This is a genomic window from Pilimelia anulata, assembly GCF_014647895.1.
GTDB classification, from domain to species: Bacteria; Actinomycetota; Actinomycetes; order Mycobacteriales; family Micromonosporaceae; genus Pilimelia; species Pilimelia anulata.
In genome coordinates this window covers 313,283-331,230 of the sequence record NZ_BMQB01000006.1, presented here as the reverse complement: position 1 = coordinate 331,230, position 17,948 = coordinate 313,283, and the positions used below count along the sequence as shown (strand labels likewise).

Annotated in this window: 15 protein-coding genes; 6 read left to right on the top strand and 9 right to left on the bottom strand. The window is 74.4% G+C overall.

Annotated elements, in window-relative coordinates; genetic code table 11:
* Positions 1-36 precede the first annotated feature (36 nt).
* Positions 37-1,593 carry a bifunctional phosphoribosylaminoimidazolecarboxamide formyltransferase/IMP cyclohydrolase gene (purH, locus tag IEY94_RS15735; protein WP_189170916.1) on the bottom strand — a complete coding sequence of 519 codons (1,557 nt, stop codon included), beginning with the start codon at positions 1,591-1,593 and terminating at the stop codon, positions 37-39.
* The gene (gene purN, locus IEY94_RS15730; protein ID WP_189170915.1) at positions 1,590-2,255 is read right to left on the bottom strand and encodes a phosphoribosylglycinamide formyltransferase; all 666 of its coding nucleotides are present in this window, start codon (positions 2,253-2,255) and stop codon (positions 1,590-1,592) included. Before purN ends, purH begins: the two co-directional genes overlap by 4 nt.
* A gap of 177 nt (positions 2,256-2,432) precedes the next feature.
* Between purN and IEY94_RS15725 the strand changes: the two genes are divergently transcribed.
* Positions 2,433-2,684 carry a DUF4190 domain-containing protein gene (locus tag IEY94_RS15725; RefSeq protein ID WP_189170914.1) on the top strand — a complete coding sequence of 84 codons (252 nt, stop codon included), beginning with the start codon at positions 2,433-2,435 and terminating at the stop codon, positions 2,682-2,684.
* Between the two features lie 55 nt (positions 2,685-2,739).
* Here the strand turns inward: IEY94_RS15725 and IEY94_RS15720 are convergent, their stop codons facing one another.
* From IEY94_RS15720 to icmB, 4 genes are all read right to left on the bottom strand, one after another.
* The gene (locus IEY94_RS15720; protein ID WP_189170913.1) at positions 2,740-4,023 is read right to left on the bottom strand and encodes a cell division protein PerM; all 1,284 of its coding nucleotides are present in this window, start codon (positions 4,021-4,023) and stop codon (positions 2,740-2,742) included.
* Positions 4,024-4,205: 182 nt separating this feature from the next.
* A complete protein-coding gene (gene sucD, locus IEY94_RS15715) occupies positions 4,206-5,096 on the bottom strand; it encodes a succinate--CoA ligase subunit alpha (RefSeq protein WP_189170912.1) in 891 nt (296 codons plus the stop codon).
* 18 nt (positions 5,097-5,114) lie between these two features.
* Positions 5,115-6,287 carry an ADP-forming succinate--CoA ligase subunit beta gene (gene sucC, locus IEY94_RS15710; RefSeq protein ID WP_189170911.1) on the bottom strand — a complete coding sequence of 391 codons (1,173 nt, stop codon included), beginning with the start codon at positions 6,285-6,287 and terminating at the stop codon, positions 5,115-5,117.
* A gap of 597 nt (positions 6,288-6,884) precedes the next feature.
* On the bottom strand, positions 6,885-7,286 hold the full coding sequence (gene icmB, locus IEY94_RS15705) for a coenzyme B12-dependent isobutyryl CoA mutase small subunit (RefSeq protein WP_189170910.1): 402 nt from the start codon (positions 7,284-7,286) through the stop codon (positions 6,885-6,887).
* A 627-nt stretch (positions 7,287-7,913) separates the two neighbouring features.
* Here icmB and IEY94_RS15700 point away from each other — a divergent pair.
* Together IEY94_RS15700 and IEY94_RS23620 are read left to right on the top strand one after the other, a co-directional pair.
* Positions 7,914-8,642 carry a M23 family metallopeptidase gene (locus tag IEY94_RS15700; protein WP_189170909.1) on the top strand — a complete coding sequence of 243 codons (729 nt, stop codon included), beginning with the start codon at positions 7,914-7,916 and terminating at the stop codon, positions 8,640-8,642.
* Between the two features lie 187 nt (positions 8,643-8,829).
* Positions 8,830-9,714 carry a M23 family metallopeptidase gene (locus IEY94_RS23620; RefSeq protein WP_229783983.1) on the top strand — a complete coding sequence of 295 codons (885 nt, stop codon included), beginning with the start codon at positions 8,830-8,832 and terminating at the stop codon, positions 9,712-9,714.
* A 37-nt stretch (positions 9,715-9,751) separates the two neighbouring features.
* Here IEY94_RS23620 and IEY94_RS15690 read toward each other — a convergent pair whose 3' ends face one another.
* The gene (locus IEY94_RS15690; protein ID WP_189170908.1) at positions 9,752-12,202 is read right to left on the bottom strand and encodes a UvrD-helicase domain-containing protein; all 2,451 of its coding nucleotides are present in this window, start codon (positions 12,200-12,202) and stop codon (positions 9,752-9,754) included.
* 96 nt (positions 12,203-12,298) lie between these two features.
* On the opposite strand from IEY94_RS15690, the gene IEY94_RS15685 reads away from it, so the two are divergent.
* The 3 genes from IEY94_RS15685 to IEY94_RS15675 all read left to right on the top strand — a co-directional run bounded on the left by IEY94_RS15685 (position 12,299) and on the right by IEY94_RS15675 (position 15,947).
* The gene (locus IEY94_RS15685) at positions 12,299-14,095 is read left to right on the top strand and encodes a bifunctional metallophosphatase/5'-nucleotidase (protein ID WP_189170907.1); all 1,797 of its coding nucleotides are present in this window, start codon (positions 12,299-12,301) and stop codon (positions 14,093-14,095) included.
* Positions 14,096-14,581: 486 nt separating this feature from the next.
* A complete protein-coding gene (locus IEY94_RS15680; protein ID WP_189170906.1) occupies positions 14,582-14,851 on the top strand; it encodes a chorismate mutase in 270 nt (89 codons plus the stop codon).
* A 379-nt stretch (positions 14,852-15,230) separates the two neighbouring features.
* Positions 15,231-15,947 (top strand): Scr1 family TA system antitoxin-like transcriptional regulator, encoded by a 717-nt coding sequence (locus IEY94_RS15675; protein WP_189170905.1) that lies wholly within the window; start codon positions 15,231-15,233, stop codon positions 15,945-15,947.
* Here the strand turns inward: IEY94_RS15675 and IEY94_RS15670 are convergent.
* Together IEY94_RS15670 and IEY94_RS15665 are read right to left on the bottom strand one after the other, a co-directional pair.
* Entirely contained in the window at positions 15,905-16,918 is a 1,014-nt protein-coding gene (locus IEY94_RS15670; protein ID WP_189170904.1) for an ABC transporter ATP-binding protein, read from the bottom strand. The genes IEY94_RS15675 and IEY94_RS15670 overlap by 43 nt on opposite strands.
* On the bottom strand, positions 16,911-17,945 hold the full coding sequence (locus tag IEY94_RS15665; RefSeq protein WP_189170903.1) for an ABC transporter ATP-binding protein: 1,035 nt from the start codon (positions 17,943-17,945) through the stop codon (positions 16,911-16,913). Before IEY94_RS15665 ends, IEY94_RS15670 begins: the two co-directional genes overlap by 8 nt.
* Between the last annotated feature and the right edge of the window lie 3 nt (positions 17,946-17,948).

The following is a 17,948-nucleotide window of genomic DNA, read 5'->3' as shown; positions in this document are numbered from 1 at the left end:
AGCACCGGCACGGCCCCGGCGGGCGGGCGGCGCTCGTCAGTGGAAGAAGTGCCGCGTACCGGTCAGGTACAGCGGTACCCCGGCGGCCTTCGCGGCGGCGATGACCTCCTCGTCCCGGACCGAGCCGCCCGGCTGGACGACCGCCCGGACGCCCGCGTCCAGCAGGATCCGCAGCCCGTCGGCGAACGGGAAGAACGCGTCCGAGGCGGCCACCGCGCCGGCCGCCCGGTCGCCCGCCCGGGCGACCGCGAGCCGGGCCGAGTCGACCCGGTTGACCTGGCCCATGCCCACGCCGACGGTCGCGCCGCCGGCGGCGAGCAGGATCGCGTTGGACTTCACCGCGCGGCAGGCCCGCCAGGCGAACGCCAGGTCGGCCAGCACCGCGGGCGGGGCCGGGTCGCCGCAGGCCAGCGTCCACCCCGCCGGGTCGTCGCCCGGGGCGTCGATCCGGTCGGGGGTCTGGGCGAGCAGGCCGCCGCCGATCGGCCGGTACTCGACCGGCTCGTCGCCGCCGCCGGTGACCACGAGGATGCGCAGGTTCTTCTTGGCCCGCAGCAGCTCCAGCGCCCCGTCCCCGTACGCCGGGGCGGCGATGACCTCGGTGAACACCTCGGTCACCGCGGCGGCCATGGCGGCGGTCACCGGGCGGTTGGCGGCGATGATCCCGCCGTACGCCGACACCGGGTCGCAGGCGTGCGCCCGCCGGTACGCCTCGGCGACGTCCGCGCCGACCGCGATGCCGCACGGGTTCGCGTGCTTGATGATCGCCACAGCCGGCTCGGCGTGGTCGTGCGCGGCCCGCCAGGCGGCGTCGGTGTCGACGTAGTTGTTGTACGACATCTCCTTGCCGTGGAGCTGCTCCGCCGCGGCCAGGCCGGTGTCGCCGTCGCGGTACAGGGCGGCCCGCTGGTGCGGGTTCTCGCCGTACCGCAGCACCGCCGCGCGCTGCCGGGTCGCCCCGGCCCAGGCCGGGAACTCCCCGGCCGGCGCGGCCTGCGCGCCCAGCCAGGAGGCGACGGCCACGTCGTACTCGGCGGTCCGGCGGAACGCCTCGACGGCCAGCTCGCGCCGCTGGGCCAGCGTGAAGCCGCCGCCGGTGAGCGCGGCGACCAGGTCGGGGTACTGCCGCGGCGCCACGACGACCGCGACGCTGGCGTGGTTCTTCGCCGCGCTGCGGGTCATCGCCGGGCCGCCGATGTCGATCTGCTCGACGCACTCGTCCGGGCCGGCGCCGGAGGCGACGGTGTCGCGGAACGGGTACAGGTTCGACACCAGCAGGTCGAACGGCGGGATGCCCAGCTCGGCGAGCTGCGTGCCGTGGGCGTCCCGGCGCAGGTCGGCGAGCAGCCCGGCGTGCACCCGCGGGTGCAGCGTCTTGACCCGGCCGTCGAGCACCTCGGGGAAGCCGGTGAGCTGCTCGACCGGCGTCACCGGCACGCCCGCGGCGGCGATGGCGGCGGCGGTCGAGCCGGTCGAGACGATCTCCACCCCGGCGCCGTGCAGCGCCACGGCCAGGTCGGCCAGGCCGGTCTTGTCGTACACGCTGACCAGCGCGCGGCGGATCGGACGGCGCGCGGCGTCGGCGTCGCTCATGCGGTGCTTGCCCCTTCGATGGTGACCTTGCGGTCGCGGATGGTCCAGCCGTGCCGGACGAGCCGGCCGACGTACTCGACGAGCTGCGCCCGCTCGGCCACCTTGATGCGCTCGGTCAGCGCCGCCTCGTCGTCGTCGTCGCGGACGGGCACGGCGACCTGGGCGATGATCGGCCCGGTGTCCACGCCGGCGTCGACGAAGAACAGCGTGGCGCCGGCGACCTTCACCCCGTACGCCAGCGCGTCGCGCGGGCCGTGGATGCCGGGGAAGGCGGGCAGCAGGGCGTTGTGCGTGTTGACGTACCGGTCGCCGTACGCGGCCAGGAACGCCGGGCCGACGAGCTTGAGGAAGCCGGCCGAGATCACCAGGTCCGGCTCGTACTGCTTCACCCGGGCGGTCAGGTCGGCGTCCCAGGCGGCCCGGTCGGCGTGGTCGCGCAGCCGGGTCACGAACGTCGGTACGCCCGCGGCGGCCGCCCGGTCCAGGCCCGCGGCGCCGTCGCGGTCGGCGCCCACGGCGACCACGGCGGCCCCGTAGCCGGGGTCGGCGCACGCGGCCAGCAGCGCGGCGAGGTTGCTGCCGCCGCCGGAGACGAGGACGACGAGCCGGGCGCCGGGCGCGCGGGGCGGCCGGCGGACGGGGGTGCTGCCGGGGTCGGTCACCCGTGCACCCTACCGTCGGCCCCGGATCGCGAATCGGGCACCGCCCGGCCGGACCGGGCACATTGCCGGGCCCCGGATTGCTACCCTCCGGCCGACGGGGCCGGTGCCCCGGCATCCATAGCCACAGGCCGTGCGGCCGGCGCCCGCCGGACCGACGCGGTAGACCGGGAGGATCACGTGACCGCTCCATATCAGCAGCCCGTACCGGCGGGGAACGACAAGACCACCCTGTGGGGCGTTCTCGGCATCGTGTTCGCGCTGTGCTGCGCGCCGCTGGGCATCCTCTTCTCGGTGCTGTCGCTGCTGGAGGCCAAGAAGGTCGCCAAGCAGCCGACGCTGGCGTACGTGGGATTCGGCCTCGCGGCCCTGTCGATCATCGTCGGCATCATCAGCGCCGTCACGGGCAGCTTCGGGCTGAACAACAACTGACCCGCCCCGCGCCCCCGGTGCCCGGCCCGGCCGGCCGGCGCCGGGGGCGCGGCCGTCAGCGGCGGCGGCCGCGCAGCAGGCCGTGCGCCGCCGCGACCAGTACCGCGCCGACCAGGCCGCCGCCGGCCGCGACCAGCGCGACCTGCCAGGCGACCGGGCCCAGCTCGGCCAGCCGGCCGGCGCCGAGCGCCCCGCCGCCGGCCCACGCGGCCGCGCCGAGCAGCGCCCCGGCCACCGGCCCGCTGAGCGCCGCGGCGCCGAGCAGCCGGGACCAGTCCGGCCCGTCCCCGCCGCGCGGCGCGGCCCGGGCGAGCAGCCAGCCGCCGAACCCGCCGGCCAGGACCGGCGCCGCGGCCACGAACAGCCCGAGCCCGGCCAGGTCGCCGTCGGGCAGCCCGGCGAACAGCGGTACCGCGGGCAGCGCCCCCACGTGCACCTCGGCCACGGTCACGCTCGTCTCGGTGCCGAGCGCGAAGCCCGGCCCGAGCAGGTACGCCGCGGCCCAGACGGCGACGTTCGGCAGGTACGCGGCGCACAGCAGGGTCAGGCCGAGCTGGCCGCCCACCCCGGTCCGGTACGCGCCCAGCACCTTGCTCGCGTCGTCCCAGGCCAGCGCGAGCGCCAGCCCCGCCGCGGCGGCGCCGAGCGCGAGCAGGGTCAGCGCGGCGACCGTCCCGAACCGGGCGGCCAGCCGGACCGGCACCGGCAGCGCCCGGTGCAGCCGCGCGGCCGCGCCGCTGGCCCGGGCCGCGCCGACGCCGCCGGCGACCGCGCCGAACACCGTCAGGGTCAGCACCGCCCGCCACGCGGTGACCGCGACCTCGCCGTCCCCGCCGACGACGAGCGCGGCGAGGCCGCCGACCAGCCCGTACACCAGGCCGAGCGCGCCCGCGACGGCGAGCGTGCGGCCGATCGCGCCGGTGCGGCGCGCGCCGATCGCCCGGACGGCGTGCAGCCCGGCCCGCTCCAGCCGCCAGGCGGCGAGCGCGCCGAGCGCGAGCGGCGCGAGGGTCAGCGGGCCGACGGCCGTGCGGACCGGCACGCCGTGGCCGAGCAGCCAGCCGGCCAGGCCCAGCCGCAGCCCGGTGCCGAAGCCGGTGCCGGCGAACCAGCCGGCGAGCAGCGGCGGCAGCGCGGAGACCAGAGTGGCCCAGCCGACCGCGACGGCGGCGGCGAGCAGCAGCGGCGCCCGCTTGCGCCCGGGCCGGCGCTGGCGCGGCAGGACGACGGTGGGGCGACTGCGCAGCTCGTCGAGGTCGAGCAGGACCGTCGGCTGCGCGTCGTCGCCGGCCGGGTCGCTGTCGCGGGCCGGGTCGGTGTCGTCGCGCGTGGCTGCCATCCCCTCCACCTTTGCAGATCAACGGCGGGAACGGCGGCCTGATCGACCGGTGCCGCGCCCACGGCGGACCATCGGCGGCTGCCGCGCCCGCGGGGAGGTCCGGGCCCGGCAGCCGGAACGGCCCGGGCGGGTCCGACCGGTCCGGCCGGGCCCGCCCGGGCCGCGCTCGCGTCGTCCGCGCCTCAGACGTGCTGGCGCATGACCTCGCGCATGAGGTTGGCGGTCTCGGTCGGCGTCTTGCCGACCCGCACGCCCGCCGCCTCCAGCGCCGCCTTCTTCGCCTCGGCGGTGCCGGACGAGCCGGAGATGATCGCGCCGGCGTGCCCCATGGTCTTGCCGGGGGGCGCGGTGAAGCCGGCGATGTAGCCGACGACCGGCTTGGTCACGTACTGCTTGATGAAGTCCGCGGCCCGCTCCTCGGCGTCGCCGCCGATCTCGCCGATCATCACGATCGCCTCGGTGTCGGGGTCGTCCTGGAACGCCGCCAGCGCGTCGATGTGCGTGGTTCCGATGACCGGGTCGCCGCCGATGCCGACGCTGGTGGAGAAGCCGATGTCGCGCAGCTCGTACATGAGCTGGTACGTCAGCGTGCCGCTCTTGGAGACCAGGCCGATCCGGCCGGGGCCGGTGATGTCGGCCGGGATGATGCCGGCGTTGGACTTGCCCGGCGAGGCGATGCCCGGGCAGTTGGGCCCGATGATCCGGGTCCGGTTGCCGGCGGCGTTGTTGTGCGCCCAGAAGGCGGCGGTGTCGTGCACCGGGATGCCCTCGGTGATGACGACGACCAGGCCGATGCCCGCGTCGATCGCCTCGATGACGGCGCCCTTGCAGAACGCCGGCGGCACGAAGACCACGGAGGTGTCCGCGCCGGTCTCCTTGATCGCCTCGGCGACCGTGCCGAACACCGGTACGCCGGTGCCGTCCACGTCGACCGTGGTGCCGGCCTTGCGCGGGTTGACCCCGCCGACGATCGCGGTGCCCGCGGCGAGCATCCGCCGGGTGTGCTTCATGCCCTCGGAGCCGGTCATCCCCTGGACGATGACCTTGGAGTCCTCGGTGAGCCAGATAGCCATGTCAGTAACCCTCCCCGCTCAGGCCGCGGCCAGCTCGGCGGCGCGGCGGGCCGCGCCGTCCATCGTGTCGACCCGCTGGACGAGCGGGTTCGCCGCGCCGTCGAGGATCGCCCGACCGGCCTCGGCGTTGTTGCCGTCCAGCCGGACGACCAGCGGCTTGGTGACGTCCTCGCCGCGCTGCTTCAGCAGGGCGAGCGCCTGCACGACGCCGTTGGCCACCTCGTCGCACGCGGTGATGCCGCCGAAGACGTTGACGAAGACGCTCTTGACCGCCGGGTCGGAGAGGACGATCTCCAGCCCGTTGGCCATCACGTCGGCGCTGGCGCCGCCGCCGATGTCGAGGAAGTTGGCCGGCTTGACCCCGCCGAAGTCCTCGCCCGCGTACGCGACCACGTCGAGCGTGCTCATGACCAGGCCGGCGCCGTTGCCGATGATGCCGACCTCGCCGTCGAGCTTGACGTAGTTGAGGTCCTTCTCCTTGGCCCGCTGCTCCAGCGGGTCGATCGCCGACTGGTCGACGTACGCCTCGTGCTCCGGCTGGCGGAAGTCGGCGTTGGCGTCGAACGTGACCTTCGCGTCCAGGCAGAGCACCCGGCCCTCGGCCGTCTTGGCCAGCGGGTTGACCTCGACCAGCGTGGCGTCCTCGGCGACGAACGCCGCCCAGAGCTGCTGCGCGATGACCACGACCTGCTCGGCGACCTCGGCCGGGAACCGGGCCGCGGTGACGATCTCCCGCGCCTTCGCCTCGTCCACGCCCCTGAGCGCGTCGATCGCGATCTTGGCCACCTGCTCCGGCGTCTGCTCGGCGACGGCCTCGATGTCCATGCCGCCGGCGACGCTGGCGATGCAGAGGAAGGTGCGGTTCGCGCGGTCGAGCAGGTAGGAGAGGTAGTACTCCTCGGCGATGTCGGCGGTCACGGTGACCATGACCTTGTGCACCGTGTGGCCCTTGATGTCCATGCCGAGGATGTCGGTGGCCCTGGCCTCCGCCTCGTCGGCCCCCTCGGCCAGCTTCACGCCGCCGGCCTTGCCCCGGCCGCCGACCTTGACCTGGGCCTTGACGACCACGCGCTCGCCGAGTCGCTCGGCGATGGCGCGGGCTTCGCTCGGGGTCGTGGCGACGCCGCCGTCGAGCACGGGCAGGCCGTGCTTTCCGAACAGGTCGCGCCCCTGGTACTCGTACAGGTCCACCTGTGCGTCCGTCCCGTTCTCTTGCGCGGCGCGCGTGACGGCCCGCCGGCGAGGGTGAGAGTGTGCCGCCCGCCGCTCCGGTCGAGGCGGGCCCTCGGCGCAGCTTATCGAGGCGGCGCGCCGGGGCCGGGCGTCGGGGGCGGCGTGTGCCGTACCGCACACGCTCGCGTCACGCGGTGTTTCCCCGGGCGCGGCGCCGCGGACGACCCGGTCGCGGTACCGGCACCCGACCGGGTCGGCGCAATCCGGCATACCAGGACAAAGTTTCTCTGCGAGGTGCGTCACCTCGCCCGAGAGCCGTCGTTGAGAAGGATGTCGCCGGCGCCACCGCGCCCGCGACGACTACCGACCCGGACCGCGGCGCGAGCCGCCGGCGGGTCGCATGGACGGCCGATGCCCTGTCGGTCGAGGGGTGGCGGCGGGGCGTCGTGCATGGAGGGGCCGGGCGTGTGAGGGGTGCGCCCGGCCCCTCATTTTCGTGTGTCCGGAGCCGAATGTCCGAGAAGGATTCACATTCCGCCCCGGTCCGGCGCCACTCCGGGGTGGAATTTCCGTCCCGCCCGGCCCGCCGCGGTCCGGCGGGCGCGCGGGCGGCGGTCAGGACTCGGTCTTCACGTTCGCCCGGACCCACTCCACGATCGAGGACGTGGTCGCGCCGGGCGTGAACACCTTCGCCACGCCGATCCGCGACAGCTCGGGCATGTCGTCGTCCGGGATGATGCCGCCGCCGAACACCACGATGTCCCGCGCGTCGCGCTCGGCGAGCAGGTCGAGCACCTTGCGGAACAGCGTCATGTGCGCGCCGGAGAGCACGGACAGGCCGACCGCGTCGGCGTCCTCCTGGATCGCGGTCTCCACGATCTGCTCCGGCGTCTGGTGCAGGCCGGTGTAGATGACCTCCATGCCGGCGTCGCGCAGCGCGCGCGCGACGACCTTGGCGCCGCGGTCATGGCCGTCGAGGCCGGGCTTGGCGACGACGACGCGAATCCGTGAGCTCATCAGGCAGTACCCTTCCGGCGGCCGACCCTTCGACGCACGGTAACGCGTCCCCGGAAGCGGGACCCCACCCACCCCGGCCGGTGGGTCCCCGACGGTGTCCCCCGTCCGGTCCGCCGGGCGTCACCCGATAAGCTGATCAAGTACTACCTTCCGGACACAATACGTTGCGTCATGTGCTTGACTACTGAGCGAAGTCGGGTCTAATCGCCTTATACCGCAACAGAATCGGGCGCTCTACGACGGACAGACGCACCCGGGTCGCATTCTGGCCCCCCAGTGACTTGTAACGGGGGGTAGGCGTTAGCTACGGTGTCGCGTGGCCATCGATATGCTGGCTGCACGGCATTTCCATCCGCGGCACGTGCTGCATGCGCGCAATTGCCGCACGCGCACCCGCGCCGGGAGTGCCAGCCAACTGAAGAGCATGGGCACCGGCCACGCACCGGAGCCCGGCACCCCAGACGGGTGAGTGCCGCGAACGGCTCGAACCGCCGCCGCCGCGCGCACGTACCCGTCCGCAGGACCCACCCGCCACCGGCACCACCGGCGGAGGGGACATCGGCCAGCGGGTCACCCCCAATACATCCGCCCGCCGACCACCATGGACACCGATTACGGAGGATATGCGTGCGTCAGCGTTTGTCGTCTGAGCCGGACCGGTATCGCGGTCGCCGGCGGGTACCGACCCCGCCGCGCAGCCGGTACGCCGCGGCGGTGACCGGCGCGTTCGTCGGGGCCGGAATGGTGGCGATGGGGGCCAGCGCCTTCTTCCCCGACGCCAAGGAGATCCCCGACGCGACGCTCGCCAAGGTCGCCGAGTCGTCGCAGATCGCGCAGGACCTGGCGGAGCGGGACAACCCGCAGGCCGCCTCCCGGAGCACCCGCCGCGCCGAGGTGACCCGCTCCGTCGACCAGCAGGCCGCCGACGCGTGGCTGCTGCCGGTGAAGGGGTACCACTTCACGTCCCCGTTCGGCGTCGTCGACGGGAAGATGCACCCGGGCATCGACCTCGCCGCGCCCGAGGGCAGCACGGTCCGCGCGGTACACGCCGGCACCGTGAAGGTCGCCCGCTGGATGGGCGCGTACGGGTACACCGTGGTGATCGACCACGGCAACGGCCTGGAGTCGCTGTACGGCCACCAGTCCTCCCTCGCCGTGAGCGAGGGCCAGCAGGTCAAGGCCGGCGACAAGGTCGGCCTGGTCGGCAACACGGGCCTGGCCTACGCGCCGGAGCTGTACCTGGAGATCCGGTCCGGCGGCGAGGCGGTCGACCCGATCCCGTTCCTCGAGGCCAAGGGCGTCAACATCAAGCTCGAGGTCGAGGCCATCTACGGCGGGCTCAGCTCCACCGCGTAACCACCTGATCACCGAGGGCATACGGCGCCGCGATCATCGCGCCGTATGCCCTTTTTTGCGCCCTACCGTCCGGCCAATCGGTCATTCCGCCCGCCCGACTGCGGGCCGGGACGCGGTCGCCGGCCGATGCCGGCCGCGCCGGCCCGGCGGAACCCTGGAGTGGACCGCCGAGCCGGGGGGAGATCACGTGCCGGACCGTCCGGACCGCTACCGGGGCCGCCGGCGCGCCACCGCCGCGCCCGGCGCCCACCGCGCGCCCCCGTTCGCCCGCGGGGCGCACGCCGCGCCGGTCAGCATCCAGGTCGGGCCGACCGCCACCGCCGCCGTGTTCGGCGTGACGGCCGCCGCGGTCGCCCTCGGCTCCGCCGCCAGCGGCTCCGACCTCGCCGACACCGTCGAACTGCCCCGCATCGACCCCGCCGCCGACACGGTCCGCACCGCCGCACTCGCCGGCGACCCGGCGGCCGACGCCGGCCGGGCCGCCGACGTGGCCAGCCGCGGCAGCCCGCGCAACGACGCCGTCCGCGCGCTCACCACGCCCGCGCCGCGGGTCGCCGCCCGCGGCACGGCCAGGGTGGTCGTCGCCACCGCCGAGGCGCGCGCGGCGCAGCGCGCCCGGGAGAAGCGGGCGCTGGCCGTCCGGGCCGCCGCGCGCAGGGCGCTGGCCGCCGCGCGCAGGTACAGCCACCCGCTGCCCGGCGCGTCGGTCACCTCGTGCTTCGGGCAGCGCTGGGGCGTGCTGCACGCCGGCATCGACTTCGCCCGCCCGGCCGGCTCGCCGATCCGGGCGGTGCAGCGCGGCGTGGTCGTCGCCGCCGGCTGGAACTACGCCGGGTACGGCATCTCGGTCATGCTCCGGCACGCCGACGGCACGCTCACCCACTACGCGCACATGCAGAAGACCGCCGTCCGGGCGGGCCAGCCGGTCAAGGCCGGCACGGTCCTCGGGTTCGAGGGCAGCACCGGCGACTCGACCGGCCCGCACCTGCACTTCGAGGTCCACAAGGGCCTGTGGAACCAGGTCAACCCGGCGGGCTGGCTCGGCGCCCGCGGCATCCGCACCTCCTGCTGACCCGCCGCGCGATCCGGCCCGGCGGGTCGGCGCCGCGCTAGATCTTCTCCAGCGGGGCGTGCCGGAGGATCAGCCAGAGGGTCTGGTCGCCGAAGTCGATCTGCGCCCTGGCCCGCGGCCCCGCGCCCTCGACCGCGACGACCCGCCCCAGCCCGTACCGCTGGTGGTTGACCCGGTCCCCCGCCGCCACCACCGGCGCCGCCGACAGCTCGCTCGCCGCGCGGAACTTGCTCGCGTCCACCCCGATCCGGGCGGCCAGCTCGGCGCCCTTGGGCGTACCGCCGACGAACGACGACCGCTCCGCCCGCCCGCCGTGCCCGCCCCCGCCGGACCACGTCGTCGCGGCGGCCTCGGTCCGCTCCCAGCGGACCAGCTCGGCCGGCAGCTCGCCGAGGAACCGGGACGCCGGCTGGTACTGCGGCTGCCCCCACGCCGCCCGGGTGATCGCCCGGGACACGTAGAGCCGCTGCCGGGCGCGGGTGATCCCCACGTACGCCAGCCGCCGCTCCTCCTCCAGCTCCCCCGGGTCGGACAGCGACCGCATGTGCGGGAACGTCCCGTCCTCCAACCCGGACAGGAACACGACCGGGAACTCCAGCCCCTTGGCCGTGTGCAGGGTCATCAGCGTGACCACGCCGGTGTGGTCCGGGTCGTCGTCGGGGATCTGGTCGGCGTCGGCGACCAGCGACACCTGCTCCAGGAACCCGTCCAGCGTGCCGGCGGGCCGGGCCGCGGCCGCGCCCTCGGCGGCGTCGTCCGCCTGCGCCGCCGGCTCGGCCGCCTCCTCCCCCGCGTCGCCGCCGGCCGCGAGCAGCTCGGCCCGCTCGGCGTACTCGCGGGCGACGCTGACCAGCTCCTGCAGGTTCTCCACCCGGCCCTCGTCCTGCGGGTCCAGGCTCTCCTCGAGCTGGGCCAGGTACCCGGTGCGGCGCAGCACCTCCTCCAGCACCTCGTCCGGCGCGGCGGTGGCGGCCAGGTCGCGCAGCTCGTCCAGCAGCGCCACGAACGCCTCGATCGACTTCGCCGCCCGGGCCGGCATCCCCGGCGCGTCCGCCGCCCGGCGCAGCGCCGCGCCGAACGACAGCCGGTCGCGCGCGGCCAGCGCCTCGACGCACGCCTCCGCCCGCTCGCCGATCCCCCGCCGCGGGGTGTTCAGGATGCGGCGCAGGCTCACCGTGTCGTCGGGGTTGGCGATGGCCCGCAGGTACGCCAGCGCGTCCCGGACCTCCCGCCGCTCGTAGAAGCGCACCCCGCCGACCACCTTGTACGGCAGCCCGTGCCGGATGAACACCTCCTCGAACACCCGCGACTGCGCGTTGGTCCGGTAGAACACCGCGACCTCGCCGTACCGGACCGCGCCCGCGTCGACCAGCCGGTCGATCTCCCGGGCGGCCCAGTCGGCCTCCGCGTGCTCGGTGTCGGCGACGTACCCGGTGATCGGCTCCCCCGCGCCCGCCTCGCTCCACAGCCGCTTCGGCTTGCGCCCGGCGTTGCGGTCGATCACCGCGTTGGCGGCGTTGAGGATCGTCTGGGTGGAGCGGTAGTTCTGCTCCAGCAGGATCGTCGCGGCGTCGGTGAAGTCCCGCTCGAACTCCATGATGTTGCGGATCGTCGCGCCGCGGAAGGCGTAGATGGACTGGTCGGCGTCGCCGACCACGCACAGCTCGGCCGGCGGCAGCTCGGCGTCGCCCGCGGGGCCGACCAGCTCCTTGATGAGCATGTACTGGGCGTGGTTGGTGTCCTGGTACTCGTCGACCAGCACGTGCCGGAACCGCTGCCGGTACACCCGGGCCACCTCGGGGTGGGCCTGGAACAGGTGCACGGTCGTCATGATCAGGTCGTCGAAGTCGAGCGCGTGTGCCTCGCGCAGCCGCCGCTGGTACAGCGTGTACGCCTCGGCCACCGCCCGCTCCTGCGGCCCCTTCGCCTCCGCCGTGGCGCGCTCCGGGTCGACCAGCTCGTTCTTCAGCGCGGACACCCGGGTGACCAGCGCGCGGGCGCCGTACCGCTTCGGGTCCAGGTCCAGCTCGCGGGCGACGAGCTGCATCAGCCGCCGGCTGTCGTCGGCGTCGTAGATGGTGAAGCCCGACTTGAGCCCGAGCGCCGCGTGCTCCCGGCGCAGGATGCGCACGCACGCGGAGTGGAACGTGGACACCCACATGTAGCGGCCCCGCCGCCCCACCAGCCCCTCGACCCGCTCGCGCATCTCGGCGGCGGCCTTGTTGGTGAAGGTGATGGCGATGATCTGCCCGGGGTGGACGTCGCGCGCGCCCAGCAGGTAGCCGATCCGGTGGGTGAGCACGCGCGTCTTGCCGGAGCCGGCGCCGGCCACGATCAGCAGCGGGCTGCCGGCGTGGACGACGGCCGCCCGCTGGGCGTCGTTCAGGCCCGCGAGCAGGGCCTCGGGGTCGGCGGGAGCCCGGTCGTCGGCGTACGCACCATCCCGCTGGACCGGCTGGACGGGAGGTGGGTCGAAGAGTGCCTGCATCGCCTACCGAGTCTAGGCCGCCCCACCGACACTCCGGCGCGCGGAGTTCACGCGGTCGGGGTGGCCCGGTCACCGGGGCGGGGCGAGGATGTCGACATGAGGACGACATCGACCCGCGTACGCACCGGGCTCGCCGCCGCGCTGGCGCTGGCCGTCACGCTCACCCCGCTCCCGCGGCCCGCGGCCGCGGCCGACCCGCTGGCCCCGGTCCGGGTCACCCTCGGCGCCGGCGACCGGCTCGCCCGCGGCACCCTGCTCGGGTACAACGACTTCCACGGCGCCGTCGACCCACCCGCCGGCAGCGCCGCCGCGGTGACCGGCGTCCCGGCCGGCGGGGTGGAGTACCTGGCCACCTGGCTACAGCGGCGCCGCGCGGCCGCGGCGGCCGCCGGCCGGCCCGCCCTGACCGTCGGCGCCGGCGACCTGATCGGGGCCACGCCGCTGGTCTCGGCCGCCTTCCACGACGAGCCGACGATCGAGCTGATGGACCTCGTCGGGCTCGACATCAGCGCGGTCGGCAACCACGAGTTCGACGAGGGCGTGGCCGAGCTGCGCCGGATGGACCGCGGCGGCTGCCACCCGGTCGACGGCTGCGCCGACGGCGACGGCTTCGCCGGGGCCCGGTTCGCGTACCTGGCCGCCAACACCGTCGACCGCCGCACCCGCAAGCCGGTCCTGCCGCCGGTCGCCGTCCGGACAATCGACGGCGTCCCGGTCGGCTTCGTCGGCCTGACGCTGAAGGGTACGGCCGGCATCGTCAACCCGGCCGGCGTCGCCGACGTCGAGTTCCTCGACGAGGCGGCCACCGCGAACGCCTGGGCCGCCCGCCTGCGCGACCTCGGCGTGCACGCGGTCGTCCTGCTGCTGCACGAGGGCGGCCAGCAGGGCGGCACCGCCCCCGCCCCGGGCGGCTGCGCGCACTTCGCCGGCCCGGTCGTCGACATCGTCGCCCGGCTCGCCCCGGAGTTCGGCGCGGTCGTCTCCGGCCACACCCACCGCTTCTACACGTGCAGCCTGCCCAACGCCGCCGGCGCCCCGACGGTCGTCACCAGCGCCGGCAGCAACGGCCAGCTCATCACCGACCTGAGCATCACCCTGGACCGCCGCACCAAGCGGTTCACCGAGGTCGCCGCCCGCAACCACATCGTCGTCAACGGCATCCCCGACGGCCAGGGCGGCTGGCGCAAGGACGCCACCGGCGCGTACCTGCGCGACCCCGCCCTGGTCGACCCGGCCGCCAAGCGCCTCGCCGACAAGTACCGCACCGCCGTCGCCCCGCTCGCCAACCGCGTCGTCGGCCGGATCACCGCCGACATCGGCAACACCCCCGCCGCCAGCGGCGAGCAGCCGCTCGGCGACGTCATCGCCGACGCGCAGCTCGCCCGCACCCGCGGCGCGGGGGCGCAGCTCGCCCTGATGAACCCCGGCGGCGTCCGCGCGCCGCTCGTGCACGGGGCGTCGGCCGGCGGCGAGCAGCCGGGCGAGGTGACGTACGGCGAGGCGTTCGCGGTCCAGCCCTTCAACAACCTGCTCGTCACCCAGACCCTGACGGGCGCGCAGGTGCGGGCGGCGCTGGAGCAGCAGTTCCCGGTCGCCGGCCCGCAGCGGGTACTCCAGCCGTCGGCGGGCGTCCGGTTCACCTACGACACCCGCCGCGCGCCGGGCGACCGGATCACCGCGGCCACGGTCGACGGGGTGCCGCTGGACCCGGCCCGGGCGTACCGGGTCACCACCAACGACTTCCTGGCCAACGGCGGCGACGGCTTCGCGGCCCTCACCGGCGGGACGGACCGCGCCGTGGCGCCGGGCTTCGACATCGACGCCCTGGTCGCGTACCTGGCCGCCGGCCCGGTGGCGCCCGGCCCGGCGGACCGGGTGACGAGAATCGGCTGAGCCGGGACCACTGCGAGATCGCCGTCCGGGGCGGCGCCGTGGGTGGCCGGGGGCCGTTCCCGGCCGAAAGTTCGGCGGAACCGGGAACCACAGCGGTCGATCCGACGACCATCCCCACGATCGGGTCCGCGCCCGGCGGCCTGAACACGCTGGGGGCAACCGCGTGGGGGTGGGCGCTGGCGGCGCGGCCCGATCGGTCCCGCCGCGGTCCTCGTGGCCGTCGGCCGCGGCGGGACCGGTCCCCGGGCCGGACGGCCAGTGTTGTCCAGTCGTGGCGGCGATTCGGTTGCCCCGGTGCCGCGCGTCGCGCATACTGACTGCGTGACCTGCGCTTCCTTTACCACCGGCTTCCTCGGCTATGTGCTGCCGAGTCCGAAGCCGGTGGGCAGCGCCTGAGAACTGTCCACGAAGGCCCCGGGCTCGTCGAGCCCGGGGCCTTCGTGATTGTTCCGGCTCGACCATCCCGTACCGCACGAGGAGATCGAGATGTCCGTACCGCCCGCTGACACCACCACCGCCCCCGACGTGACCGACCTGCGCGCCCGCATCGACCAGATCGACGCGACGATGCTGGATCTCTGGCGGGAACGCGCCGCGATCTCCCGAGAGGTCGGCCGGGCCCGCTTGGCCGGCGGGGGTACCCGGCTCGCGCTGGCCAGGGAGCAGCAGATCCTGACGAAGTTCCGCCAGGCGATCGGCGAGGACGGCGTCCAACTCGCCCTCCTCCTCCTCCGCGCCGGCCGCGGCCCGCTGTAGGCCGACCGACATGAGCTGAGGTACCTCAACAAGCCCGCATTCGGTACCTCGCCTCATGTTCGCCGACGCGTAGGGAGCGCAGTGTGAAGGTTGGGTTTCTCGGCAAGGATCCCCACAGCCAGCACACCAACTGCCCCTCGCTGTACCGCACCGATCGCGACTCGTACCTCGTGCAGGGTTGGCGCGTCCACGACCCGGAGGCTGGCCGCACTCGCGGTACCCGGCCACGAGACGGTCGTGGAGATCCCGGCCCGCATGATGCACTTGTTCCGGGGCCGGGGCTGAGGTGCTCCGCACGCTGACCGCCGACGAGTTCGGGGCGCGGGTCGCGCGGTACCGGGGGCGTTCGCCCGACTCCGGGAGGTGGCCACGGACCACGATGAGTACCGGCCGCCTCTCCGCGGCCGACGAGGCTCGGGCGTCGCTCGGCGCCCGCCTCCGCCGGATCCGGCGCTCCGCCGGCCGGACGGGGCGGGCGCTGGCGGCGCTCATCGGCACCCACCCCACCTGGCTGAGCCGGATCGAGAACGGCCGCGGGCGGCCATGCGCTACTGGCGGGACTTCTTCGACGCGCCCGACGACATCGAGCAGGCGATCGAGCTGCGCCGGCGCACGTTCGACCTCGCGCTGCGACCAACCGGATCTCGGTCCTGCTCGCGGAGGCCGCGCTCACCACCCGGTACTGCGACCCGGCAGGGCACGGGCAGCAGCTTGCCCCCACCTGCTCACGATGATGCGCCGGCCGAATATCTCGGTCGGCGTCATCGCGCGCGACCGGCAGATGTACGGGGTCCCGGCGGTCGGCTTCCGGATCCTCGACGAGGAGTCGGTGGCGGTCGAGTTGCCGACCGCGCAGCTCCGGGTCACCCGGCCGTCCGAGGTCCGGCTGTACCTGCGCCTCCACGCCGACCTGCACGCACAGGCGATGTTCGGGAGCGCGGCCCGCCTCTGGTCGCGGCGACCATGGGCGCGATCGAATGAGGTGCCGGCCCGGACGAGGAAACGCCGCGGTGCGGGTTGCCCCGCGCCGCGGCGTTGTGGATCGCGCCGATCTCAGGCTTCGTGCGTCTGCACGATCTCCCGGATCTCGGCGTAGTGGCAGGCCGACGGGTGGTCCGTCCGCTCCCGCAGCGTCAGCAGCGGTACCTGCTCGGCGCACAGGTCCTGCGCCTTCCAGCAGCGGGTCCGGAACCGGCAGCCCGAGGGCGGGTTCACCGGCGACGGCACGTCCCCGGTGAGCCGGATGATCTGCTTCTGCTCCCGGACCGTCGGGTCCGGCACCGGTACCGCCGACAGCAGCGCCTGCGTGTACGGGTGGGTGGGCCGCTCGTAGATCTCCTCGTCGCTGCCCAGCTCCACCATCTTGCCCAGGTACATGACGCCGACCCGGTCCGACAGGTGCCGGACCACGGACAGGTCGTGGGCGATGAAGATGTACGCCAGGCCCAGCTCCCGCTGGAGCTTCTCCAGCAGGTTCATCACCTGGGCCTGGATGGAGACGTCCAGCGCCGAGACCGGCTCGTCGCAGACGACGATCTCCGGCCGCAGGGCCAGCGCCCGGGCGATGCCGATGCGCTGCCGCTGGCCGCCGGAGAACTGGTGCGGGTACCGGTTGAGGTGCTCCGGGTTGAGGCCGACCAGCTCCAGCAGCTCCTGGACCTTGCCCTGCCGGCTGCCCTTCGGCGCCACCTCGGTGTGGATCTCGAACGGCTCGCCGATCAGGTCGCCGACCGTCATCCGGGGGTTGAGCGAGGTGTACGGGTCCTGCATGACGAGCTGGATCTGCCGGCGCATCCGCTTCAGCTCCGCGCCGCGCAGCTTCGAGATGTCCTTGCCCCGGTACCGCACGGCGCCCGACGTCGGCCGCTCCAGGTTCATCAGGACCCGGGACAGCGTCGACTTGCCGCAGCCGGACTCGCCGACCACGCCGAGCGTCTCGCTGTGGTGCAGGTCGAAGCTGACCCCGTCGACGGCCTTGACGTGGCCGATCGTCTTCTTGAACACCACGCCCCGGGTGACCGGGTAGTGCTTGACGACGTTGTCGACCTCGAGGATCTTCTCAGCCACGGTTCACCAGCTCCTCCGCGAAGTGGCATGCGCTGGCCCGGCTGGGGCCGACCTGCAGCAGCGGCGGGAGCTGCTGGGTGCAGAGCTGCTCGGCCCGCGGGCAGCGCGGGTGGAACGGGCAGCCGGTGGGGATGCGCATGAGGTTCGGCGGGAGGCCCTTGATCGTGCGCAGCTCCTGGCCCTTCTCGTCGATCCGCGGGATCGAGTTGATCAGGCCGATGGTGTAGGGGTGGGCCGGGTGGGCGTACAGCTCGTGCACGTCCGCCTGCTCGACGATCCGCCCCGCGTACATGACCGCGATCCGGTCCGCGACGTCGGCGACGACGCCGAGGTCGTGGGTGATCAGGATCATCCCCATCTGCCGCTCGCGCTGGAGTTCGGCGAGCAGGTCCATGATCTGCGCCTGGACCGTCACGTCGAGCGCCGTGGTCGGCTCGTCGGCGATGAGCACCTCGGGGTCCAGCGCCAGCGACATCGCGATCATCACGCGCTGCCGCATGCCGCCGGAGAACTGGTGCGGGAACTCGGTGACCCGCTGCCTCGCGTTGGGGATCTTGACCAGGTCGAGCATCTCGATCGCGCGCCGCTTGGCCTCCCGGCGGCCCATGCCGCGGCGGACGCGGAACTGCTCGGCGATCTGGAAGCCGACCGTGAAGGTCGGGTTCAGCGCCGACAGCGCGTCCTGGAACACCATGGCGATGCCCTCGCCGCGGATCTTGCGCCGCTCCTCGGCGGACATCTTGAGCATGTCCTTGCCGTGGAACCGGATCGACCCCGCGCTGACGTGGCCGGGCGGCACGTCCAGGATGCCCATGATCGTCTGGGCGGTGACGGATTTGCCGGAGCCCGACTCGCCCAGTACGGCGAGCGTCTCGCCGGCCCGGACGTCGTACGTGACGCCGTTGATGACCTTGGCCACGCCCTCCCGGGTGCGGAACTCGACGTGCAGGCCCTCGACCTCGAGCAGCGGCCGGGAGCCGGGGCCCGAGGCCGCATATGCCGGCTCGGAGACAGTGAGATTGGACAACGC